Raw genomic sequence first — 2,764 nt, 5'->3', positions numbered from 1 at the left:
GCCGTCACCGTCCGCCGCCGGGGCCGCGTCCCAGCTGATGCTGCCGTCACCGTCCGAGGCGCTGATCCGGTGCCCGACCTGACCTTCGGCGGAGGCCGTGCCGACGCCGGCGACGGTCGCGGCGCAGAGGGCTGCGACGACGACGACGGTGCGGACGGTGCCGGCGGTGATCTTGGCGCGGAACATGAAATCCCCCTGGTCGGATGGGTGGTGGTGAGGCGTCCGGCCCGGGGCTTCCGCCCGCCGTTCCGGTGGTCACCATGCTGCTGTCGCCGCCGGACGCGGGGAAGGAGTTCCGGCTGGCACCAACGGGCCTGGCACCTTGGTGCCAGTCCGCGTCTACGATCGCGACGAGGGGTGCCCGTGAGGGGCGGGCCGGAGCACAGCTGGGGGGCTGGGCATGCTGGAGGCACTGGGACTCGGGAGCGCCGTGGAGGCCGTGTACCGGGAGATGCTGGCCGATCCGTCGGGAGGGATCGCCGAGCTGGGCGCCCGGCTCGGGCTCGCCGAGGCGCAGGTCCGCGAGAGCCTGGACCAGCTGGTCGACCTGGGCCTGCTCAGACCCTCACGGGACAGCCCGGGAGCGCTGCGGGCGGTACGGCCGGAGGTCGGCCTGGAGGTGCTCCTGCGCCGCCAGGAGCAGGAACTCGTGCGTCAGCAGCAGGAGTTGGAGCGCAGCAGGGCGGCTGCGGCCGAGGTGGTCTCCGAGTTCGCCGGACTGCGCCCGAACACCGAGATCGACGGCGCGGAACGGCTCGTGGGCATGGACGCCATCCAGAACCGGCTGGAGGAGCTGGCCCACGGCCTGACCCGCGAGTGCCTGGCGATCCTGCCGGGCGGCGCGCTGTCCGAGGCCAGCATGACCGCCTCGCGCCCGCTGGACCGGCGGGCGCTGGCCCGCGGCATCGAGATGTGCTCGGTGTACCAGGACAGCGCCCGCAACGACCCGGCGACGCTCGCCTACGCCCGCTGGCTGACCGAGCAGGGCGGCCAGGTGCGGACCAGCCCGCTGCTGCCGACCCGCCTGCTGGTCTTCGACCGCACGGTCGCGGTCGTCCCCGTCGATCCCGGCAACTCCCGCACCGGAGCCCTGTGCACCAGCGCGCCCGGCATCGTCGCCTCGCTGGTCACCCTCTTCGAGCAGACGTGGCAGGCCGCAGTCCCGCTCGGGGCCGACCGGCCCCGCGCCTCCGACGCCCGTCCCTCCGCGGCCGAGCTCGAACTGCTGCGGCTACTGGCCTCAGGCATGACGGACGAGGCGGCGGGCAAGCGCCTCGGGGTGTCGCTGCGCACGGTGCGGCGGCAGATGGCCGCGCTGATGGAACGCCTCCACGCCACCAGCCGTTTCGAGGCGGGTCTGAAGGCGGCGCGGGAGGGCTGGCTCTGACGGGGTGTCCGCTGAGCGAACCGTCCTGACCGGATTCAGGTCTTGACGGGACATCGTCACTTCACTGAGCATTCAGCACGCGCACACCTACCGCAGGGATCCCATCACACCCCTGCGGGCACCGCCCGCACAGCTCCAACGCCTCGCGCCACCCACGGCGCGAGGCGCTCGCACGTTCCGTCCCATCCCCGTTCGGAATCCGGAGCCCCCACATGAAGCTCTCCGCGAGACTTTCCGCCCTGGCCGGTTCCACGGCCCTCGTCCTCGGCGCCCTCGCCGGGGCCGCGCCCGCCGGCGCCGCGCCCGCGGGCGCCACCGCCGCACCGGACATCCCGGTCGCCAACGTGAAGCAGCACCTGGCCGACCTCCAGTCCATCGCCACCGCCAACGGCGGCAACCGCGCGCACGGCCGGACCGGCTACAAGGCGTCCATCGACTTCGTGAAGGCCAAGCTGGACGCGGCCGGATACACCACGTCCATCCAGCAGTTCACGTACAACGGCACCACCGGCTACAACCTGATCGCCGACTGGCCGGGCGGCGACCCGAACCAGGTCATCATGGCCGGCTCGCACCTCGACTCGGTCACCTCGGGCGCCGGCATCAACGACAACGGCTCCGGCTCCGCCGCGATCCTGGAGACCGCGCTCGCCGTCGCCCGCTCCGGCTACCAGCCCGACAAGCACCTGCGCTTCGGCTGGTGGGGCGCGGAGGAGCTGGGCCTGGTCGGCTCCAAGCACTACGTGAACAACCTCGCCACCACCGAGCGCGCGAAGCTCAAGGGCTACCTCAACTTCGACATGATCGGCTCGCCGAACCCGGGCTACTTCGTCTACGACGACGACCCCACGATCGAGACGACCTTCAAGAACTACTTCGCCGGCCTCGGCGTCCCGACCGAGATCGAGACCGAGGGCGACGGGCGCTCCGACCACGCCTCCTTCAAGAACGTGGGCATCCCCGTCGGCGGGCTGTTCACCGGCGCCAGCCGGGTCAAGAGCAGCGCGCAGGTGGCGAAGTGGGGCGGTACGGCCACGGCCTTCGACCGCTGCTACCACTCCTCCTGCGACACCACCGCGAACATCAACGACACGGCCCTGGACCGCAACAGCGACGCCATCGCGCACGCGATCTGGACCCTGTCCGGCACCACCACGACCCCGCCGACCGGCACGGTCTTCGAGAACACCGCCGACGTCGCCATCCCGGACAACGGCGCCGCGGTGACCTCCTCCGTGACCGTCTCCGGCGTCACCGGCAACGCCCCGGCCACCCTCGCCGTCGGCGTGGACATCGTCCACACCTGGCGGGGCGACCTGATCGTCGACCTGATCGCCCCGGACGGCTCGGTCTACAACCTGCACAACCGGACCGGCA

The 2,764-nt window shown here is 72.1% G+C and carries 3 protein-coding genes; 2 read left to right on the top strand and 1 reads right to left on the bottom strand.

Annotated elements, in window-relative coordinates; genetic code table 11:
- Positions 1 to 186 (bottom strand): hypothetical protein (locus IE321_RS24470; RefSeq protein WP_190224534.1); only part of this gene is annotated, 186 nt, incomplete at its 3' end.
- Between the two features lie 214 nt (positions 187 to 400).
- Between IE321_RS24470 and IE321_RS24465 the strand changes: the two genes are divergently transcribed.
- Positions 401 to 1,387 carry a LuxR C-terminal-related transcriptional regulator gene (locus IE321_RS24465; protein ID WP_190224533.1) on the top strand — a complete coding sequence of 329 codons (987 nt, stop codon included), beginning with the start codon at positions 401 to 403 and terminating at the stop codon, positions 1,385 to 1,387.
- Between the two features lie 212 nt (positions 1,388 to 1,599).
- A partial coding sequence (locus IE321_RS24460) for a M28 family peptidase (RefSeq protein WP_190224532.1) occupies positions 1,600 to 2,764 on the top strand: 1,165 nt, incomplete at its 3' end.

This window comes from Streptomyces hydrogenans (assembly GCF_014656075.1).
Taxonomy (GTDB): domain Bacteria; phylum Actinomycetota; class Actinomycetes; order Streptomycetales; family Streptomycetaceae; genus Streptomyces; species Streptomyces hydrogenans.
This window is presented reverse-complemented; position numbering and strand designations above follow the sequence as displayed.